The following is an 18,371-nucleotide window of genomic DNA, read 5'->3' as shown; positions in this document are numbered from 1 at the left end:
AATGGAATTCCTTATTTTCCGAATGACGTACAGCGCGAACATAGTCAAAAACGAATAACAACAGGCATGGGGAAAGTATGGATAATTTTCAGAAAGAAATTGATGAGAGAACCAATCTCACTTCATCAAACCGGTTTGAGCTTTTGCTGTTCCGTCTGGGGACCTCTCCGGATGATGAGCAATCTGAACTTTTTGGTATCAACGTTTTTAAATTGCGCGAAATCGTGCCGATGCCCACGCTGACCAAAGCCGCCGGAATGGTCTCGCCGATGATGGGCATGGCGAACATCCGTGGCGAAATTATTCCGGTCATCGACCTGCCTGCGGTGGTGGGATGCGTACCAAAAACCGGCCTGAACATTTTGCTGGTCACCGAATATGCGCGCAGCACCCAGGCGTTTGCGGTGGAATCCGTAGACGACATTGTGCGTCTTGAATGGAGTCAGGTGCTGGCCGCCGAAGCCGGTGTGAAGAGCCGCAACATCACCAGTATTGCGCGTCTGGACAGCGATAAATCCAGTAACCGTCTGGCGCTGGTGCTCGACGTTGAACAAATTCTCCATGACATTATTCCGAACAGCAATATCAACATGGATAAGAAGAAAACCAGCGCGTTTAAACTCAAGCCGGGTACGGTGGCGATTGTCGCCGAAGACTCTAAAGTTGCCCGTCAGATGCTGGAAAAAGGCCTGAACATGATGGAGATTCCGGCGCAGATGCATGTCACTGGTCTGGAAGCCTGGAATAAAATCCGCAAAATGGCCGAAGAATGCAAAGCCCAGGGGCTGCCCATTTCCGATAAAATCTCCTTTGTCTTAACTGATCTGGAAATGCCGGAAATGGATGGCTTTACGCTGACGCTCAATATCAAGCGTGATGAATTCCTGAAAAATATTCCGGTGATCATTCACTCTTCATTATCCGGCAGCGCCAACGAAGATCACGTGCGTAAAGTGGGCGCCGACGGTTACGTGGCGAAGTTTGAAATCAACGAACTGGAAGCGGCTATTCATAAAGCGCTGGATGCGAAGAAAATCGCCCATGTGTAATTTCATCAAACACTGATGTATAAAAGGCCCGTTCTCTTGTGCGGGCTTTTTATTATCAGCGGCATACCGAACAACGTGCAGAAAAATTATTGCCTGCATTTCCTGCTGCGCAGCATTTCCCCGGTCAGTCTGTTCCTTCGCCACGTTTTCCCCTATTAAGATCCGCCCCGTATCTACAATTTCGATAGTGATATCGAAATTATCCATTAGAGCGACGATAAGAATTGTTTTAATAATAACAGCGTTAACAACGTATTTAAGGCTGACCCTCATAACGAAAAAATTTATTTGCATGAAACTGAAAAAATAATATCAGCATGTCGTTATGGATACGTTGCGACTATGGCGTAGCAGAATTCATGGTTCTATAAGCAGGACGAGACGTCGGATCAGGTAATGCGTGACGGAGAGCCGACGAAACAGAAGCAAAAAGAATATGGAGTATTAAATGTTTATCCGGCCACTTAAATTAACTCAGCACGTCGATGTGCAGGGTTCTGACAATGCAACGACATTGGTACTTCTTCATTCTTTGGGGACGGATTTGCACCTTTGGGATTTGCAAATGCCGCGTCTGAGTGAACGTTATCGTGTTATTCGCCTGGACATCCGTGGGCATGGATTAAGCGCAGTCGATTCTCTGCAGTTTTCAATGTCAGATTTGGCCGACGATGTCGTGGCGGCGCTGGATCATCTTCACATCAATGAGTTTTATGTTGCCGGGGTCTCAATCGGCGGAACAATAGCGCAATGGATTGGGTTCAAGATCCCCAAACGAGTTCAGGGAATGATCATTGTGGATACTGCACTGGTGAATGCCGCTCCGCCTTCGCTCTGGCGCGCCCGGGCTGAGGATGTATTTCACCACGGTGTTGAACATCTCGAAATGGGGATTCTGAGCAAATGGGTCACACCGAAATTTATCGACTCGCCCTACGCGGAGGGTATGAAACAGATGCTGCGCCGCACTTCGGTTGAAGCCTTCGCGGGTTGCTCTTATGCCATCGCCGACACCGATCTGACCGATATGAATATTCCGGGGGTAAGGGCTGTGGTGGTCAGAGGAAGTGAGGATCAACTTACGCCTCCGGACTACGCGCAACGTCTGGCCGACAAGCGCAATGCCCAATTGCATACCCTACCCGGCGCCGCCCATTTACCGAATTATGAGCAACCCGAAGCGCTCACTGATGAAATCATCTCGTTCATTGATAACAAGAATACGCATTAACAATCAGCGCAGGAAGTCAGCACCTGAAGGACGTACGGGCGCTGTTAATGAGCAAATCTGGCATGGCAGACGATGAAAAGTCTGATGCGCGAACGGAGTAAATTCTATGAATCGTCGGTTATTTATTGGTGGAAGCCTGGGCTTGTGCGCGGGTGTTGCAATGCTTCCGGCTGCCTTCAAAGGGGTAATGGCTCAGAGAGATATTATCGAGATGCAACTGGAGAGTGGAACCGTGAGCATCCGCTTATTTCCCGATTTGGCCCCCGGGCATGTTGAACGCATAAAATCGCTGGTACAGGCTAAATTTTATGATGGCATGCCGTTTAACCGGGTCATAGAAGGCTTTATGGCACAAACGGGTGACCCGATAAAAGATACAGGGCTGGATTACACGAAATTACCGGTGCTGGCCGCAGAGTTTAACCGATTGCCTTTTGAACGCGGTACCGTCGGCATGGCCAGATCACGGCATCCGCACAGCGCCCGTCATCAGTTTTTCATCACCTCCGCGAGGGCAGGTTTTTTAGACCAGAATTACACTGCTTTTGGGAAAGTCACGAGTGGCATCGAGTTAATTGACCAACTCCGCCGGGGGGCTTCGGACATTGGCACGGTGGTCAATCCCGATGTCATAAAAAGCATGCGATTAGTGTCTGTCAGAGCCGTATAAAACAACCTGACGGCGTAAATATCCATTCGAAGGAGTCGAAGATGCCCAGTATTACTCTCTATACCGCTGCAAGCCACCGGTTAGATGCAGAGGCTTTTGCGGAATTTTCAACGGCTTTAGCCCGTCTCGCCATAGAGATCCTGAAAGCGAAAGAAAATAATATTCACATCAGCTACCTCACCGCAGAGATAGGTTTTGGCACACCGGTCTATTTCGAAGCAAGACTACGACAGGAAGTTTTCCGAACCCTGTCGGTGTTGGATGAATTCATGCATCAGGTTGATTTATTAATTAAGGAGAAGACAGGAGTCATAGCGAGAATTCGCTGTTTCTCTTTTGAAGCGGGTAATATTTATGCAAAGAACTAAGGAACGGATTATGAATGTTAATTTTCCAACAAGAGATCTCGGCGATATATCGGTTACTGCGGTAAGTGATGGATATCTGCATGTTGACTTCGGGATGCTTTCAAATGTGGATGAGGACGAGTGCAAGGAAATTCAGCGCAGTGCACAAGTCAGTGAACTCAATGCGGTGCATATTAATACTTTTTTAGTCCGCCAGAAGGGTAAAAATATTCTTATCGATAGCGGGGCAGGAGGCGTTAAGGGCTGGGGCGGCAAACTGGTTGCTAATCTGGATCTGCTGGGGATACAACCTGGCAATATTGACGCGGTATTACTCACACATGCCCATCCTGATCATATTGGCGGATTGTTAAACGCAGAGGGTGAGGCTGTATTTGCTAATGCCGAATTGATCATAAACAGCGATGAATTTAATTATCTGCAAGATGATGAAAATTTCGCTGCCGTCAGTGACCGCGTAAAAGGCAATTTCCTGCTGGCGCGAAGTATATTCAAAAAGTATCAGAAAAATCTTCGTCTCATCGATAAAGGCGAGGTATTTCCTGGTGTTTTTGCGATCCCGCTGAAAGGTCACACGCCGGGTCATACAGGTTACCGGATTGAGGGTAACAGAGATAGCCTGTTGATTTGGGGTGATATTGTTCATTTTCCTCATATTCAACTGCTAAAACCGGATGTTGCCATTGCCTTTGACTATGATCCTCAAATGGCGGCAGAGACACGTTCCCGCATACTTGAAAGCGTGAGCTCGGACAGCGTTCTTGTCGGCGGTATGCATTTTGGCGAACAAGGATTTGGTTATATTGAAAAACGTAAATCCGGATACGTGACCGTCGATATCCACTAGTTAAAACTTTCATCAGAACGTTCTGCTCTGAAAATACTTTATTTCCTGACCGGCAACGCAACGGTTAATTATTGGTAACCGGTCAGGCTCTGCTTAAGTTGCTTTGCCGCTATTTATTTTTGCTGTGTAACATTGTCGCTATGCTACTGAATAAATCTTCCGGTATAAAATACTATCCTCAGGGGGAACACCATGAATCCTGCAATAAACAGAGAAATAAGTATTGATGCTATTCATGCTGACGCCATTGAAATGGCGGGGAGTCAGCCAATAACAACCGGGAAATTACCCCCGCAGATCAAACTTCCGTCGCTTACCGGAAGCAGATTCTGGGCGGCTTTATTAGTTTTTTTATTTCATTCATCGCTACCCAGCGATCTCGCTCCCTTTTCAGATCCAACCATACAGCACATTTTCACCGTTATTGTGGGTAAAGCGGGCTGGCTCGGCGTTTCATATTTCTTCATACTCAGTGGATTCATTATGGTGTGGTCTGCGAGAGATAATGACACCGTGGGAGATTTTTACCTGCGACGTTTTGCAAAGATTTACCCTACACATTGTCTGACCTGGGCTATAGCATTCATTATTGGTGCCATGAGTATCTATCAATATAAAATTTGGTCATCAAACCTTCTGTTATTGAATACCTGGGTTGATGATGTTCACTATTTTTTCGTCGGTAACAGACCCAGCTGGTCTCTTTGTATAGAAGCGATGTTTTATCTTTCTTTCCCCTTTCTTTTCAGAGTAATAAAGACAATACCTGAAAAATTCGATTTAGCCGGATTAATAATAGTAACGGCGGCATCCTTATTGGTTCAAACATATATTTACCTCTGGGTTGAGCCGGACAAGATGATGGGGGCGTTTCCGATCTCGCAGCAACACTTTTGGGTTTCGTATATTTTTCCCCCATCACGCATATTTGAATTCCTTGCCGGTATGTTTGCAGCCCGGCTGCTGATGAACGGACGAATGCTCGTGCTGACGAAAACGGCGTCGTTTACCCTGCTTGCAGCAACTTACATCGGTTCCATGTATATCCCTTACCAGTTCAGTATGAGCGTGGTTTTCATCATCCCGGTGTGTTTATTAATCGTTTCGATTGCGGGTGATGATTTAAAATACCGAAACACTCTGTTAAACAGTAAAACATCGGTGTGGCTAGGAGAAATATCCTATTCCTTCTATATGGTTCATTTCTTAGTGCTCTTTTATTTTTTGAATCTTACGGCAGGAAGAAAGTTTAGCTTACCGGAGGGAATTGCGCTTATCGCCGTCGCGTTGGTTTTATCCGTCTCATTTGCCTCTTTTTTATATAAGTACTTTGAAGTGCCCGTGATGAAATTAATACTGGAGAAGTGCAGAGCGAAAGCCTTAGTGGCTCTGCGTAAACCTTCATAACGGATAACGGAGTATTGATCATCTTGTCGTCAGAATACGATGATCGGGGGAGAGCGGGCTTATGGGAGGGGAGGGCATACGGCAGATGTATGCTCTCCCATTTGTATTTGAGATGAGGGAATTTCACTAACATGGGGAGTGTACGTGTGGGCTACGAATGCCCTAATAACCGATATTGTGCAGCCGGGGATCCTGAAAAAGTGAGGTCATTATGCCTCTGAATTTAGTGCTATCCAGATAAGGTGAATCTGTACGATAAACAAGCTCTATTTTGAAGTCATTGAACTGGCCACTGAGTTCATGAATTTTTATCTTATTTTGTACCTCGCCGCTGATCGAACAACGTAAAACTAACGATACGCCTTTGCCGGCAGCGATGCTGGAGAACAGTACGGGATAGGAACCACATTCTACCACCCGCTTAGGCGTGATATGCCCTTCATTAAACAGAACATTATAATTGCGGGTAGTGGTTGCACATTTTTTGCTGCTGAGTAAAAAAACTTCGCCATCCAGACTGGAGATGTCTTTAATGGTGGGGTAATTTTTCTCTGTAATAATAACCAGTTCGCTGGAGAGTAATATGGAGCGCGCATGTTGCGTGTTTGAAAAACCTGCACCGATTATTACCGCATCAAATTCGTTTTGGTCGAAGGCATTAAGCAAGCTTATAGTGTTCCCAATCGAAATATCGATATTCCAGCCCAAATCATGACCTAAATCGATCAGTGAACTGACAATATAGGGGGGTAGACATTCGATTATGCCAATACGCATATTCAGCTGGCTATTTTTGGAGTGGGAAATGTTGTTTTTACAATCATCCGCAAGATTCAATATTTTAAGTGCGTAGTCATAAAGTATCTGGCCTTGCGCAGTCAGTGAGCACCCATCGGTTTTTCGATCTAACAGGGTGACATCCAGATTATCCTCCAGGCTCCTGATTCGGTGGGAAATACTCGATTGCACGCGATTCAGACGCTCGGCTGCCTGGGTTATGTTCCCTGTCTCCACGACTGTCACGAACGCAAGAAGTTCACTTAGCTTCATTTGAGACCTCATGCTAAAAATTAGTTCACCGTCACAACAATTATTTATATTCTGTATTAGTGAGTTTGTCACTATGTTTTAAAATCTCCGCTCCGGGCTACAACTGCGGGCACTGCGTGGCCACATCTGGGTGCGTGTCATTATTATTACCTTTCCGGCAGACATTAATTCTGAATTACGAATTTCAACAACAGACTGTGCTTATTTTCATGCTCTGTAACTCATGCTCATTTCCCTGAACTTCCCGTCCTCCTCAGCAGGCATTTTGTCAGGGCATCAATACTTTCGATGAATGCCTCGATTTTATTCGCTGGTCTTTTATTGCCATGCCCATTAGGATTTTATGAGTGATGGAGAGTATTCTCATATAAATCAACGCGTTGTCTATTTCTATTATCTGGATATATATATTACCGGATCTCAATTACGTGTATTTCAACAATTCATTTTTGTTTATGGGGTGAAATATGGCGCATGCAAAGTTTGATGAGGTAATGGTTGAGCTGGTTGACTACGCCTATGAGCAGACAACCTTTGATAATGAGACTTTACGCCTGGCGCGTTATTGTCTGCTGGATTCGATAGGTTGCGCAATTGCCGCCTCTGCCGATCACGACTGTCTGAGACTGATGGGCAGCGCTCAGTTCAGCAAGAGCCAGGCGGGTGTCCCGGTTGTCGCTACCGGACTCAGACTGGGACCGATCGAGGCGGCCTTTCATATCGGTTCGATGATCCGCTGGCTGGAGTTCAATGACACCTGGCTTGCGCAGGAGTGGGGGCACCCGTCCGATAATCTGGGGGCCATCCTGGCTGCCGCAACCTGGCATAGCCTGACTGACGGTAATCAGCCGCCCGCTGATATGACAGCCGTCCTGAATACGATGATTCGTGCTTATGAGATCCACGGCGTGCTGTGTCTGTCGAACTGTTTTAATGCGCTGGGGATTGACCATGTGGTGTTGGTGAAAGTGGCTTCTGCCATCGCCTCAGCTCAACTCCTCGGCTTGTCAAAAGACCAGGCACTGAGTGCACTGTCCAACGCTATTATCGACGGTCACTCTCTCCGAACCTACCGGCATGCGCCAAATGCCGGTACCCGTAAGTCATGGGCCGCCGGGGACGCCACGGCGCGTGGCCTGCAACTGGCGCTGTTCGCGCAAACCGGCGAAATGGGTTATCCCACCGCGCTGACGGTCAGCCGGTGGGGATTCAATGATGCTGTTTTGCGGGGCAAACCCTTCAATCTGTCGCGCAACCTGTCAGATTTTGTCATTAAGAACATCTTGTTCAAGGTTCCCAATCCCGCTGAGTACCACGCCCAGACTGCTGTAGAAGCGGCCATTAACCTCCGGGAACGGATACTGGCAGCCGGGTTTACGCCTGAGAGCATCGAGTATGTGCGGGTAGAAACAACCCGACCGGCGATTCAGATTATTGATAAATCAGGGCCGCTGAATAACTCCGCCGATCGCGATCACTGTCTCCAGTACATGGTTGCCGTGGGGCTGCAGACCGGAAATCTGACGATTAAAGATTTCCACGAACCGCTCGCCAGCGATCCTCAACTGGATGCACTGCGATTGAAAATCACCTGCACTGAACGCCCTTCCTTTACAGAGAGCTACTACGACCCTGATAAGCGCGCCATTCCCAATGCGCTCTATCTGAAGTGTCATGGCATGACTGAAGAGATCTCCGAAACCATTGAATATCCGCTCGGCCATGTTCGTCGCCGTGAAGAGTGTTTCGGGGCGCTGCTGACGAAATTCCATCTGAATCTTTCAGACAGCCCGCTGCGTGACCGCGCCCATATTCTGGCCGAAACCCTGATTTCGGAATCGAAGCTTGATGCCATGTCCGTCACTGATTTGCTGAAAATGTTCTCCTGGGACTAGGCCGCATTTAACACACTTACCTATATTCATTTAGCGCGAGGTGATGAAGTGAAAAAAGCCATATTAGTGGGTTGCGGAGCGGAGATCGGCGCGAATTTGCTGATTCAGAATGATCCGGCGAAGGATGGTTTTGTTATTCAAACCGTCGTCACGAATCCTCCTTCTTTAGATAAACATTATCCTGAACTGCGTCCGATAGATGGCATCGTGGCCCGTCTGGCGATGGCGCATCCCGGCATCCAGTCTCACATCGACATTATCGATAATGACACCCTGCGAATCGACGGTCGTGAGGTTCACTTTTTCTTTGGCGATCTTGCCAAAGATCTTCCTCCGCAGACAGGTCGCTTCGACATTGGCTTTATCGCAACCAGCAAGCTGGATATGGACAAAAACAGCCCCGTCGCCCGCAACATGCAAGAACTCGCGGACGTGGTGCTGGGCGTTGCAGAGGCCAACGAACTGCCGAGTATCTATGGCTGTCTGGAAGATCTGACCCGCGATGATATCGACACGATACAACGCCAGGTGGTCGGTTCGGGCATGTATTGCCTCGGCTCCTGTCAGACCAATGGTATGCATGCCTCATTGCGCGTACTCACCGAGGCGCTCAGATCTATCCAATGCAACGCCTCGCATATTGTGTCGATTGAAACCGATATCGTGCATCCGGATACGCCTAACGGTGTACTCGGCACCCGATCGTTTGAAGGACGCCTGCAGGATGCGCGCGACAATCTCCGTCCGAGCTTCTCACAAATTGCCATGAGTCAGGACAAGGTGATGCCCTGGGCACCGTTAGTGAATACCGTTTCATTACGCGCGCCTGTGCATGCCCCCGGCTATCAGATTAACCGTTTCATCGTTAAGGATGGCGGTGCGTTAACCCCCGGTCTCATTGAGGCGGCGATTGAGCGGGTGAGCGGGACGCATCCTCATGTTGTGAAAGCATCGCGGTCGCCGTTAGGAAGCCGTGCATATGCCTTTGAGCGCCGGTGTTCAACCATTCTTTCCGATCAGAATCACTTGCTCATTCTCCGGCCAGCCTATCTGGCCAGTCAGAATTTGAGTGAGGTCATCATCCAGTCGTTTGTTAACAACACCGTCGGCTACAGCGCTGTGGTACGTGCTGTAGCGCGCAGCCTCGCGCTTGGCCTGCCAGTGGCAACTTTCCAGGGGATTGAAAAATGACAAGCTCACATACTGTAGATTTTTTGAGTTCAGGCTTCGTTGTGAAGACGGCCATGTCCGAAATGTTCAATGGCAAACTGAAAGCCGAAGTCGATCAGATCCGGGCATTGCACGATATTTATCCGGAACTGATGGTGCCGGTCTTGCACGACGGACTGGCAGCCGGGCGGCAATTTTATATTCTCGAGAAGATGGATTCCCTTCCGCTGTCCAGGATCGTCTTTGACGAACAACGGTCGCTGGCTGAGCGCAGGATGATCGTCAGAAACGCACTGGAAAATGTACAGAAAGCGATCAGCCTGGAATCAGAAACCTCGTCGGCAATAACCCACGAGATGCCCGCCAGATTACAGGAAGAGTGGGAAGGCACGCGCTTCGCTCATGAGCTGTTTGATAAACCTATTCTGCTTAACGGGGTGCGTTTCAGTACCACGGCCCGGGAAGTCTATGAAAGAGCGCTGGAGCTGGCCCGGACTGAAGAGTTCAGATCGGTAGAAAAAGCCCATTTCAATTTTCACTTCGGCAATGTGCTCTATAACGAGGAGCATGCTCAGACACGTTTCATTGACCCTGACTTTTCCGTACGCGGGCTGGATCCGCTTTTCGGCTTCTCGCGGTTTGCTTTTTCGTTCTGGCATGAGCTTGCGGCAGAGGTAAAGGATGCAGTCAAAATGGTCCCGATGGCGGATGCACTGATGTTCGTGCTGGCGAAACCGGACTACGGCAGCATTCTTAGCGAGATCCCTGAGTTAGGCGGTATTTCCGGCCTGCTGCCGCTGATGGGGGAAAGTATGCGCAACCGGTTCTATGTCCTCACCACCTACTGTTTCCTGAGGAGTATCCGCATCAACGGCAGTAAACAGCCCTGGAAAGCGCCGCGCTCTCCCGTTGTTGCCAGCCCGGAAGAAGTGCTGATGCTGGGCCTGCTGGCCTACCTCGAAGGACCGGTTGCTGAGGCTGAAAGCCTCTGTGCGTAATTTCAATTCAATATAGGATGATAAGGATATGTCGCTGGTAAGCAGTAGTCCCTTAGAGCAAGGATTTGAGGCGCCAAGGCGCTATCTGGCGGCTGCCGCCATTTTGATTGGCGTGGTTATGGCGGCGCTGGACAGTTCCATCGTCAATATTTCCTTGCCCTCTATTGCGGAGGCTTTACGGGTAGATTCAGCCTCTGTCATCTGGGTGACCAACGCCTATCAGGTTGCCAGCGCTGCAACGATGTTGATCTGTGCATCGCTGGGTTCGAGGATAGGGGAGCGGCGCTTCTACACCGCGGGCATGGTGCTGTTTACGCTGGCATCGCTGGGCTGTAGCCTCTCCCCGACCTTCGGCATGCTGGTTGCCATGCGTATACTTCAGGGGGTGAGCTATGCGGTCATGATCAGCGTCGGGCTGGGTCTGTACAGGGTTATCTTTCCGCCGCATACGTTGGGCACCATTTTAGGGCTGAACGCGCTGGCTTTTGCGGTGGGGACGGCCATCGGCCCTGCGTTAGGCGGCCTGATCATCTCTTATCTGGACTGGCCATGGTTGTTCTATATCAATCTCCCGCTGGGTGCACTTGCCATTGTCTTCTCCCTGATCTCCCTGGGCGTCGATACTGAGAAGGAAAAAGGCTTCGACTGGGGAGGTGCGGTGACCTCAGCCGTCGCTTTAGGGCTGATGGTCATTGCTGTGGATCAGATCGGGCGCTGGGATAGCCGCATACTCATGCTTTGCGGCGCCGCCTCGGTGCTGCTGCTGGCCATCTTTGTCAGCGTGCAGACGCGCTCAAAAAGCCCGTTGTTGCCGCTCGATATATTCCGTTCAAGGCGGTATACCTTTGCGGTGATCTCTTCTGTCTCAATGTTTGTGGCACAGGGGATGGCGCTGGTGGGGTTGCCCTTTGTACTGCAGCATGCCTATCACTATTCGGTGCTGGAATCGGCGTTCATCTTTACACCGTGGCCGGTTGCCGTTGCAATCTGCGCCCCGGTGGCGGGCAGACTGTCCAATCGTTTAAATCCTACCCAGATATCGACAGCCGGCGTGGTGATTTTCTCTCTGGGTTTAGGATCTCTGGCTCTGTTGCCGCAAGTGGCGACGGTGAATGATTTTCTCTGGCGCGTGGCGGTTTGCGGGATTGGCTATGGACTGTTCCTGCCGCCGAATAATAAAGAGATGTTCTCGAATGTGGCACCGAACCGAACGGTCACGGCCTCGGGGGTATTGTCGACCGCCAGGACAGCAGGGCAATCCATTGGTGCGGCGCTGGTCGCGATGGTTATTGCACTGTTGAACGGACTGACGGGGCAGGCGGGGGCACAGTTCGCCGTCTATGTCTTCGGGCTGGCCTGTTTTATCTCTGCGCTATCTTCTGTCTCAAGTATGCTGCGCCTGCACCGGTAACCCGTTGGGCAGATGATCAATATGGATGCGTACCGGAATACGCAGAGCGAGTCGCACCCAGCTAAACGTGGACTCTACATCCGGCAGGCCCTGGCTACCGGGTGCGTCATTGCTATCATCTATCCCGCGACCAATGCTTTCCACGTGGCCTGTCAGCGCAGGTGCATATCCCATCAGCACGATTTTTGCCGTGCTACCGACATGAATACGCTGCATTTTCGTTTCCTCAAAATAACCCACTACCTTGTGGGCGGTCTGGCCCGCGGACGATGACCTTCAATGCGTCGTGGCGAGGCATCTGCTGCCAGAACCCGCAAAAATCCCCTGTTGTTAATCAAATAAACTGAATCAGTATGTTAAACAAATGATATTTATTCTCATCCTGAGTCGCGTAAAGTAAACCCATCACTAAGCCCTGTTCCGCATGACAGAGACAGGGCACCGGTTTACAGATTATGAGGATGAAGACGCTATGAAAAAGATTGGATTTTTATCATTCGGGCACTGGACGCCATCCCCCCAGTCGGGCACGCGCTCGGCGGCTGATGCCTTATTGCAATCTATCGATCTGGCTGTCGCAGCCGAAGAACTGGGGGCCGATGGCGCTTATTTTCGGGTGCATCATTTTGCGCGCCAGCTTGCGTCGCCTTTCCCGTTGCTGGCAGCCATCGGCGCGAAAACCCGCAAGATTGAGATCGGTACCGGCGTTATCGATATGCGCTATGAAAATCCGTTGTATATGGCGGAAAGCGCCAGCGCTGCGGATCTGATTTCCGGGGGGCGTTTACAGCTCGGTATCAGCCGTGGTTCGCCTGAGCAGGTCATCGACGGCTGGCGCTATTTTGGTTATCAGCCGGAAGAAGGCGAAACGGAAGCCGATATGGCGCGCCGTCATACAGAGAAACTGCTTGATGTCCTGCGCGGCGAAGGTTTTGCGAAACCTAATCCGCAACCGATGTTTGCGAATCCGCCGGGTTTGTTACGCCCTGAACCCTATTCTGCCGGGCTGCGTGAACGTATCTGGTGGGGCGCGGGCTCGAATGCTACCGCCGTCTGGGCGGCGAAACTGGGCATGAACCTGCAAAGCTCCACGCTGAAAGATGATGAAACCGGTGAGGCGTTCCATATTCAGCAGGCGCAGCAAATTCGCGCTTACCGTCAGGCCTGGGCTGAGGCGGGGCATGAGCGTACACCGCGTGTGTCCGTCAGCCGCAGTATTTTCGCCCTGATGGATGACCGCGACCGCGCGTATTTTGGCGGCAGCGGCGATGATGGCGACAAAGTCGGCTTCCTCGATGAGAAAACCCGGGCGATTTTCGGCCGCAGCTATGCGGCGACACCGGACAGATTGATCAAATTGCTGAAGCAGGATGAAGCGATCGCCGAAGCCGACACCTTATTGCTGACCGTTCCGAATCAGCTCGGCGTCGATTACAACGTGCATGTGATTGAGTCAATCCTCAAATATGTCGCCCCTGAAATGGGCTGGCGTGAATAATCGCTGAAGAAAGTTTCAGAAACCCAAAGCCCGCATGAGGAAACTCAGGCGGGCTTTTTGCATTTTGAGACGCTGACAGAGAAACCTCTGTCAGTCAGGGGCTATTCTATAATCAGAGCGGGTGGCATTTTGGTGATAAAACCCGCAAAAAGCGCGTATAAGTCCTAAGGCAAAATCTATCAAATACATAGGGTGATTCAGATGTGACTGGTTTCAATCCGCGTATAGAGTAGCAATGAGACTACATAACAGGAGTGTGAGCATGAGCAGTTCTATTGATGAAGAAGCAAACGACGCAAAGCCAATTGTTGAAGCAGACAGAGAAGCCGGTGCCGGTAAATGTCCTTTCCATGAAGGAAACTCAAATAAAGCCTCTGGCGGCGGGACAACTAACCGTGACTGGTGGCCTAACCAGCTCAGGGTTGACCTGCTGAATCAGCACTCAAATCGCTCAAACCCGTTGGGCGAATCCTTTGATTATCGTAAAGAATTTGCCAAATTAGATTACTCCGCACTGAAAGCCGACCTCAAAGGGGTGCTCACTGCGTCGCAGCCCTGGTGGCCGGCGGACTGGGGCAGCTACATCGGTCTGTTCATCCGTCTGGCATGGCACAGCGCCGGGACGTATCGCTCCGTCGACGGACGCGGCGGTTCCGGTCGCGGCCAGCAGCGCTTCGCCCCGTTAAACTCCTGGCCGGACAACGTCAGTCTGGATAAAGCGCGCCGTCTGTTGTGGCCGGTGAAACAAAAATACGGTCAGAAAATTTCCTGGGCCGATCTGTATATTCTGGCGGGGAATGTCGCGCTGGAAAACTCCGGTTTCCGCACCTTTGGTTTTGGTGCCGGGCGTGAAGACGTCTGGGAACCGGATCTGGACATTAACTGGGGTGATGAAACCACCTGGCTGGAACACCGCCATCCTGAAGATCTGGCCAAATCGCCGCTGGGCGCAACGGAAATGGGGCTGATTTACGTCAACCCGGAAGGGCCGAATCACAGTGGTGATCCGGCGTCGGCTGCGCCGGCCATTCGTGCCACGTTCGGTAATATGGGCATGAATGATGAAGAGATCGTCGCGCTCATCGCCGGGGGGCATACGCTGGGTAAAACGCACGGCGCAGGTCCGGCCGATAATGTGGGTGTTGACCCGGAAACCGCACCGATTGAATCGCAGGGCCTGGGCTGGAAAAGCAGTCACGGAACCGGTGTCGGCGCAGATGCCATCACCTCCGGCCTGGAAGTGATCTGGTCGCAAACCCCGACGCAGTGGAGCAATTACTTCTTCGAAAACCTGTTCAAATATGAATGGGTGCAGACCCGCAGCCCGGCAGGGGCGATTCAGTTCGAAGCCGCTGATGCGCCGGACATTATTCCTGATCCGTTCGATACCTCAAAAAAACGCAAACCGACCATGCTGGTGACCGATCTGACGCTGCGTTTTGATCCGGAATTCGAGAAAATTTCCCGTCGTTTCCACGGCGATCCGCAGGCCTTTAACGAAGCTTTTGCCCGTGCATGGTACAAACTGACCCACCGCGATATGGGGCCGAAAGCGCGTTACATCGGGCCGGAAGTGCCAAAGGAAGACTTAATCTGGCAGGATCCGTTGCCGGTGCCGGTCTATCACCCGACGGCTGGCGATATCGCGCAGCTTAAAGAAAAAATTGCCGCTTCCGGCCTGAGCGTCAGTGAACTGGTCTCGGTGGCGTGGGCGTCAGCGTCGACCTTCCGTGGCGGTGACAAACGCGGCGGTGCGAACGGTGCGCGTCTGGCTCTGCGTCCGCAAAGAGACTGGGAAGTGAATGCCATTGCTGCCCGCGCACTGCCTGCTCTGGAAGCTATCCAGCAGTCATTCCAGAAGGTGTCTCTGGCGGATGTGATCGTTTTAGCCGGTTCGGTCGGTGTTGAAAAGGCGGCGAAAGCGGCTCATATCGACATCGACGTGCCTTTCACGCCGGGTCGGGTGGATGCGCGTCAGGATCAGACGGATATTGAGTCGTTCGAACTGCTTAAGCCTAAAGCGGATGGTTTCCGTAACTACCGTGGCGAAACGGCCAATACATCGACTGAAAATCTTCTGATCGACAAGGCTCAGCAACTGACCCTGACCGTGCCGGAATTAACGGTGCTGGTCGGCGGATTACGTGCGCTGGGGGCTAACTACGACGGCAGCAATCTGGGCGTGTTCTCGGAAAAAACCGGTGAGCTGAACACGGATTTCTTCGTCAACCTGCTGGATATGCGTACCGAATGGAAACCTGTTGATGGCTCCGGTGAGCGTTTCGAAGGTCGTGATCGCGTCAGCGGAGAAGTCAGATTCGCCGCCACGCGTGCCGATCTGGTGTTCGGCTCGAATGCCATATTACGTGCCAACGCGGAGGTTTACGCCAGCAGTGACGCCAAAGAGAAGTTCGTGAAAGACTTTGTCGCCGCCTGGACCAAAGTGATGAATCTGGACAGATTCGAGCTTTGATCTGAACTGACCGTTTGAAAGCCAAAAGCCCGCTTAAATTTTATTAATCGGGCTTTTTTTCAGTCACGCAATAACAGGGGATCGTTATCTAATTCCAGGGTGTCGCGTACCTCCCAGCCCCTGAGCTTGCCGGGGTTAAGTAACCCGTCGGGATCAAGACACTTTTTAACCGAAACGACGTCAGGTTTAATTTCTCCCTGTTTACCCTCTTCAATGCGATAAACATGCGGGTTATTTATTTTCACGTCATTATCACGGAAGATTTTCATTATTTCGTTCAGTCTTTCTTCGGTGGAATAACGCACAAGTTGTAAACCGCTGGCGGTGATATTGCCGTCATTGTCACGCAGGAACTCAATATGCGAAATCACCTCGTCGCCGAACAAAGCCGCCATATCGATAATCTGCTGGCGATAATTCGTATAATTAAACGCCGTCTGTAAATAGGTCAGGGTGCTGTCAATTTTCAGCGCGTGCAGCGTGGTGTGGTTCCAGCAATATTCCATCAGCGACGCATTAGCCTCACGCGCCGCGTCGGCAGACTGACGCACTGCGCTGTGCCCGTGGTACTTTTCCAGCAGACCGGCACAAAAACCTTCGCTTTCCTGCGCAATCACGCTGATCACCGCATGCTGGCTGGCCTGATAATGCCCGTTCAGATGACTGAAATAAGACGGGATCGGCGCGGCAAACAGCGCGAGCTGGCGTTTGACCAGCCCCGGTGAACGGGCAAAGGCGTTGGCATAATCCAGTGCGTCGGTGAAGTCGTCGAACACGTCCAGCCGTTCAATCCACTGATGAACCGGTGCCAGCGCCAGTTCAACCTCAAGCACAATGCCATTGCTGCCATACGCGTGATGCAGCAGCAGCGCCTGTGGAGCGGGCACATGCAGAATGCGCGGTTCGGCTTCCATGGTCATGACTTTTACGCTGAGCACATTGCCCGGCGCGCCGAGCGGGCCGTAGTTAATGGAGCCGATACCGCCAAAGCCGCCGCCGTAAAGGCCACCCAGGCTGGCGAGCCGGTAAGTGGAGGGCATGCAGCGCAGTTCCCAGCCTGCCGGACGGGTCAGGGTTTCAATCTCCGCCAGCCGGATCCCCGCCTGTGCCCGCACCACGCCGTTAGCCAGTTCGCAAACCTGATTAAACCCGGTCATGTCCACCAGAATTCCGCCTTCCAGCGGCACCAGTTGGCCGTAGTTGCCGGTCGCGCCGCCGCGCAAAATCAGCGGTAACTGGTGCTGAACGCAGGCTTTCACCAGCAAAATCAGCTCTTCTTCGCTGCGCGGCCTGACCACAGCATCGGCCTGTTTGTCTTCCAGTTGCCGCTTGAGCAGCGGGCTGAACCAGTGAAAATCACGGGAAAGGCGTTTAACCTTCGGCGCCTGTAAAGTCCAGTCGAGATCAGGCAGCGCCTGCTGAATCAGGGCGAGCGCCTGTTGACGTTGTTCGCTGTCCATATTCTTCCTGCCAAAATGAATGAGGTTAATGAGATTGCACGGCTTCGCTTTCATGCCAGGCGCTCAGGGCGCGCCTCGAAATCCACGACATCACACCAAACAGCGCGATACCGGTGAGTGAAATTAACAGCAGGGCGGCAAACATCAGCGGGATGTCGAGCTGATAGCCCGCCTGCAATATCTGGTAGGCCAGACCGGTGTTATTGCCACCGGTGCCCGCCACGAATTCAGCCACCACGGCACCAATCAGCGACAGGCCACTGGAAATGCGCAGTGCGCCGAAAAAATACGGCAGCGCAGAAGGGATGCGTAAGCGGATCAGGATTTGCAGACGGCTGGCGCGGCTGAGCTGGAAATAACTCAGCAGGCCGGGCGAGACACTGCGCAACCCCTGCGTGGTGTTAGAAATGATCGGGAACACCGCCATCAGCGTCGAACACACCACCAGCGACAACGTGGTGTCTTTGACCCAGATGATGATCAGCGGCGCGATAGCGACAATCGGCGTCACTTGTAAAAACACGATGTACGGGAACAACGCGGTTTCAACAAAGCGGTTCTGCACCAGCACGAAAGCCACGACCGAACCGATGACTATCGACAACAAAAACGAGATCAAAGTGATTTTCAGCGTAAACAGCAGTGACATGGTCAGCGTACCGAAGTTGGTCCACAGGCTTTCCAGCATCACTACCGGCGAAGGCACCAGAAACTGGGGAATTTTGAAATAACTCACCCAGCCCTGCCACAGTAAGACCACCACAATCGCGACCACAGCCGGATACAGCACCTTGCGAAAGGTCTGGTTATTGATCCACGGAGAGGATTTTTGAGTTTGCATAGC

The 18,371-nt window shown here is 51.4% G+C and carries 15 protein-coding genes and 1 pseudogene; 12 read left to right on the top strand and 4 right to left on the bottom strand.

What is annotated here, in order from left to right:
- Positions 1 to 77 precede the first annotated feature (77 nt).
- From EX31_RS11205 to EX31_RS11180, 6 genes are all read left to right on the top strand, one after another.
- A complete protein-coding gene (locus EX31_RS11205) occupies positions 78 to 1,049 on the top strand; it encodes a chemotaxis protein (RefSeq protein WP_013575185.1) in 972 nt (323 codons plus the stop codon).
- A gap of 448 nt (positions 1,050 to 1,497) precedes the next feature.
- Positions 1,498 to 2,280, top strand: a complete 783-nt coding sequence (locus EX31_RS11200; RefSeq protein ID WP_037034814.1) for an alpha/beta fold hydrolase — start codon at positions 1,498 to 1,500, stop codon at positions 2,278 to 2,280.
- A 106-nt stretch (positions 2,281 to 2,386) separates the two neighbouring features.
- A complete protein-coding gene (locus EX31_RS11195) occupies positions 2,387 to 2,950 on the top strand; it encodes a peptidylprolyl isomerase (protein WP_037034812.1) in 564 nt (187 codons plus the stop codon).
- 41 nt (positions 2,951 to 2,991) lie between these two features.
- Complete coding sequence (locus EX31_RS11190; protein ID WP_013575189.1) at positions 2,992 to 3,318, top strand: hypothetical protein; 327 nt, start codon at positions 2,992 to 2,994, stop codon at positions 3,316 to 3,318.
- Between the two features lie 10 nt (positions 3,319 to 3,328).
- Positions 3,329 to 4,165 (top strand): MBL fold metallo-hydrolase, encoded by an 837-nt coding sequence (locus tag EX31_RS11185; protein ID WP_037034806.1) that lies wholly within the window; start codon positions 3,329 to 3,331, stop codon positions 4,163 to 4,165.
- Positions 4,166 to 4,357: 192 nt separating this feature from the next.
- The gene (locus EX31_RS11180; protein ID WP_037034804.1) at positions 4,358 to 5,572 is read left to right on the top strand and encodes an acyltransferase family protein; all 1,215 of its coding nucleotides are present in this window, start codon (positions 4,358 to 4,360) and stop codon (positions 5,570 to 5,572) included.
- A gap of 162 nt (positions 5,573 to 5,734) precedes the next feature.
- Here the strand turns inward: EX31_RS11180 and EX31_RS11175 are convergent, their stop codons facing one another.
- Complete coding sequence (locus tag EX31_RS11175; RefSeq protein WP_037034802.1) at positions 5,735 to 6,622, bottom strand: LysR family transcriptional regulator; 888 nt, start codon at positions 6,620 to 6,622, stop codon at positions 5,735 to 5,737.
- A gap of 467 nt (positions 6,623 to 7,089) precedes the next feature.
- Here EX31_RS11175 and EX31_RS11170 point away from each other — a divergent pair, with 467 nt between their 5' ends.
- The 4 genes from EX31_RS11170 to EX31_RS11155 are packed head-to-tail and all read left to right on the top strand — an operon-like array spanning position 7,090 to position 12,096.
- Entirely contained in the window at positions 7,090 to 8,517 is a 1,428-nt protein-coding gene (locus EX31_RS11170; RefSeq protein ID WP_037034800.1) for a bifunctional 2-methylcitrate dehydratase/aconitate hydratase, read from the top strand.
- A 48-nt stretch (positions 8,518 to 8,565) separates the two neighbouring features.
- Positions 8,566 to 9,708 carry a hypothetical protein gene (locus EX31_RS11165; RefSeq protein WP_037034798.1) on the top strand — a complete coding sequence of 381 codons (1,143 nt, stop codon included), beginning with the start codon at positions 8,566 to 8,568 and terminating at the stop codon, positions 9,706 to 9,708.
- A 53-nt stretch (positions 9,709 to 9,761) separates the two neighbouring features.
- A complete protein-coding gene (locus EX31_RS11160) occupies positions 9,762 to 10,685 on the top strand; it encodes an aminoglycoside phosphotransferase family protein (RefSeq protein WP_223509396.1) in 924 nt (307 codons plus the stop codon).
- A 28-nt stretch (positions 10,686 to 10,713) separates the two neighbouring features.
- Positions 10,714 to 12,096, top strand: coding sequence for an MFS transporter (locus EX31_RS11155; RefSeq protein WP_037034796.1), 1,383 nt, complete (start codon positions 10,714 to 10,716; stop codon positions 12,094 to 12,096).
- Here EX31_RS11155 and EX31_RS11150 read toward each other — a convergent pair.
- Positions 12,070 to 12,339: pseudogene (locus tag EX31_RS11150) on the bottom strand (efflux transporter periplasmic adaptor subunit); the annotation flags it as partial. The gene EX31_RS11155 and the pseudogene EX31_RS11150 sit on opposite strands and share 27 nt — an antisense overlap.
- A gap of 229 nt (positions 12,340 to 12,568) precedes the next feature.
- On the opposite strand from EX31_RS11150, the gene EX31_RS11145 reads away from it, so the two are divergent.
- Together EX31_RS11145 and katG are read left to right on the top strand one after the other, a co-directional pair.
- Positions 12,569 to 13,594 carry an LLM class flavin-dependent oxidoreductase gene (locus EX31_RS11145; protein WP_013575201.1) on the top strand — a complete coding sequence of 342 codons (1,026 nt, stop codon included), beginning with the start codon at positions 12,569 to 12,571 and terminating at the stop codon, positions 13,592 to 13,594.
- 262 nt (positions 13,595 to 13,856) lie between these two features.
- Positions 13,857 to 16,067, top strand: a complete 2,211-nt coding sequence (gene katG / locus EX31_RS11140; protein WP_037034794.1) for a catalase/peroxidase HPI — start codon at positions 13,857 to 13,859, stop codon at positions 16,065 to 16,067.
- Between the two features lie 59 nt (positions 16,068 to 16,126).
- On the opposite strand, the gene EX31_RS11135 is transcribed toward katG, so the two are convergent.
- Entirely contained in the window at positions 16,127 to 17,527 is a 1,401-nt protein-coding gene (locus EX31_RS11135) for an FAD-binding oxidoreductase (RefSeq protein WP_037034792.1), read from the bottom strand.
- A gap of 25 nt (positions 17,528 to 17,552) precedes the next feature.
- Positions 17,553 to 18,368 (bottom strand): ABC transporter permease, encoded by an 816-nt coding sequence (locus EX31_RS11130; RefSeq protein ID WP_013575204.1) that lies wholly within the window; start codon positions 18,366 to 18,368, stop codon positions 17,553 to 17,555.
- Between the last annotated feature and the right edge of the window lie 3 nt (positions 18,369 to 18,371).

Source organism: Rahnella sp. WP5 (genome assembly GCF_000745615.1).
Taxonomy (GTDB): domain Bacteria; phylum Pseudomonadota; class Gammaproteobacteria; order Enterobacterales; family Enterobacteriaceae; genus Rahnella; species Rahnella aceris.
The sequence above is the reverse complement of the archived record's forward strand: the minus strand, read 5'-3'. Positions and strand labels throughout refer to the sequence as shown.

Bases quoted from the DNA above. Each gene is read 5' to 3' on its own strand.
- EX31_RS11205 (WP_013575185.1), top strand. From the start codon at position 78: ATGGATAATTTTCAGAAAGAAATTGATGAGAGAACCAATCTCACTTCA.
- EX31_RS11200 (WP_037034814.1), top strand. From the start codon at position 1,498: ATGTTTATCCGGCCACTTAAATTAACTCAGCACGTCGATGTGCAGGGT.
- EX31_RS11195 (WP_037034812.1), top strand. From the start codon at position 2,387: ATGAATCGTCGGTTATTTATTGGTGGAAGCCTGGGCTTGTGCGCGGGT.
- EX31_RS11190 (WP_013575189.1), top strand. From the start codon at position 2,992: ATGCCCAGTATTACTCTCTATACCGCTGCAAGCCACCGGTTAGATGCA.
- EX31_RS11185 (WP_037034806.1), top strand. From the start codon at position 3,329: ATGAATGTTAATTTTCCAACAAGAGATCTCGGCGATATATCGGTTACT.
- EX31_RS11180 (WP_037034804.1), top strand. From the start codon at position 4,358: ATGAATCCTGCAATAAACAGAGAAATAAGTATTGATGCTATTCATGCT.
- EX31_RS11175 (WP_037034802.1), bottom strand. From the start codon at position 6,622: ATGAAGCTAAGTGAACTTCTTGCGTTCGTGACAGTCGTGGAGACAGGG.
- EX31_RS11170 (WP_037034800.1), top strand. From the start codon at position 7,090: ATGGCGCATGCAAAGTTTGATGAGGTAATGGTTGAGCTGGTTGACTAC.
- EX31_RS11160 (WP_223509396.1), top strand. From the start codon at position 9,762: ATGTCCGAAATGTTCAATGGCAAACTGAAAGCCGAAGTCGATCAGATC.
- EX31_RS11155 (WP_037034796.1), top strand. From the start codon at position 10,714: ATGTCGCTGGTAAGCAGTAGTCCCTTAGAGCAAGGATTTGAGGCGCCA.
- EX31_RS11145 (WP_013575201.1), top strand. From the start codon at position 12,569: ATGAAAAAGATTGGATTTTTATCATTCGGGCACTGGACGCCATCCCCC.
- katG (WP_037034794.1), top strand. From the start codon at position 13,857: ATGAGCAGTTCTATTGATGAAGAAGCAAACGACGCAAAGCCAATTGTT.
- EX31_RS11135 (WP_037034792.1), bottom strand. From the start codon at position 17,527: ATGGACAGCGAACAACGTCAACAGGCGCTCGCCCTGATTCAGCAGGCG.
- EX31_RS11130 (WP_013575204.1), bottom strand. From the start codon at position 18,368: ATGCAAACTCAAAAATCCTCTCCGTGGATCAATAACCAGACCTTTCGC.